General features: G+C 31.9%; 1 protein-coding gene. It reads left to right on the top strand.

Annotation, left to right across the window (positions count from 1 at the left end; translation table 11 throughout):
- Window positions 1–1,544: glutamine--fructose-6-phosphate transaminase (isomerizing) (glmS, locus tag K0039_RS20005; protein ID WP_228106757.1), on the top strand; the 1,544-nt coding region annotated here is incomplete at both ends.

Below are 1,544 nucleotides of genomic sequence, written 5' to 3'. Positions count from 1 at the left end.
GCTGAGGATCTAGAAAAAAATCCTATTGATGGACATTTAGGAATAGGGCATACTAGATGGGCAACTCATGGAGAGCCATCAGATGTAAACTCACATCCTCATTACAATATGGATAGAACTATAGCTGTTGTTCACAACGGTATAATAGAAAACTACCTTGAATTAAAAGCTGAATTAGAATCTGAAGGAGTTAAATTCTTATCTCAAACAGATACAGAAATAGTAGCTCACATGGTAAGTAAATACTATGAAGGAAATCTTTTAGAAGCAGTATATAAAGCAACTGAAAGATTTAGAGGAGCATATGCACTAGGTGTAGTATGTACTGACAATGCAAATGAATTAGTTGCAGTAAGAAAAGATAGTCCATTAGTTGTAGGTTTAGGTGAAGATGAAAATATGGTAGCATCTGATATACCTGCAATATTAAAATATACAAGAAATGTTTACTTCTTAGAAAATGGTGAATTTGTTCACATAGAAGGAAATAAAGTAACTGTTTTAAATGAAAAGAAAGAAGTAGTAGAAAAAGAAGTAAGTGAAATAACTTGGGATGTGGAAGCAGCATCTAAAGGTGGATTTGATAGTTTCATGGCAAAAGAAATCTACGAACAACCAAAAGGTGTAGGAGATACACTTCTTAGAAGATTAGACGAAAATGGAAGAATAAAACTAGACGATATAAAAATAACTAAAGAAGATTTAGATAAAATAAACAAAGTATATATAGTAGCTTGTGGTACTGCTTATCATGCAGGACTTGTTGGAAAATATGCTATAGAAAAATTTGCGAAAATACCAGTTATAGCTGATATAGCTTCTGAATTTAGATATAGTGATCCATTTGTAGATGAAAATACTTTAATAATAATAGTAAGTCAATCAGGAGAAACAGCTGATACTTTAGCAGCACTTAGAGATGCTAAAGCAAAAGGTGCTAGAGTATTATCAATAACTAACGTTGTTGGTTCATCAATAGCAAGAGAGTCTGATGACATATTCTACACATGGGCAGGTCCAGAAATAGCAGTTGCATCTACAAAAGCTTATACAACACAGTTAACAGCATTTTATATGATAGCATTAAACTTAGCTATGACAAAAGGAACTATAAGTGAAGAAGAATACTTTAAAATGATAGATAAATTAAAAGAGATGCCATCACAAGTTGAAAAAGTATTAGAATGTGATAAATTAGTAGAAGAAATAGCTGCTGAAATAAAAGATAAAAATGATATGTTCTATTTAGGTAGAGGTCTTGACTTCGCATTAGCTATGGAAGGTTCTTTAAAAATAAAAGAAATATCTTATATGCATGCTGAAGCTTTCGCTGCAGGAGAATTAAAACACGGAACAATAGCTTTAATAGAAGAGGGAACTCCTGTTTTAGTTTTGGCTACTCAAGAACAGTTATTTGAGAAGATGCTTTCAAATATGCAAGAAGTTAAAGCTAGAGGAGCAAAAGTTATAGCAATAGCTAAAGAGCACAACAAAGAAGTAGAAAAATCAGCTGATAGAGTAATATATATACCAGAAGTTGATGA

The organism is Terrisporobacter mayombei, from assembly GCF_020748465.1.
Classification (GTDB): domain Bacteria; phylum Bacillota; class Clostridia; order Peptostreptococcales; family Peptostreptococcaceae; genus Terrisporobacter; species Terrisporobacter mayombei.
Note: the sequence above shows the minus strand (reverse complement) of the source record. Positions and strands in the feature narration are given on the sequence as shown.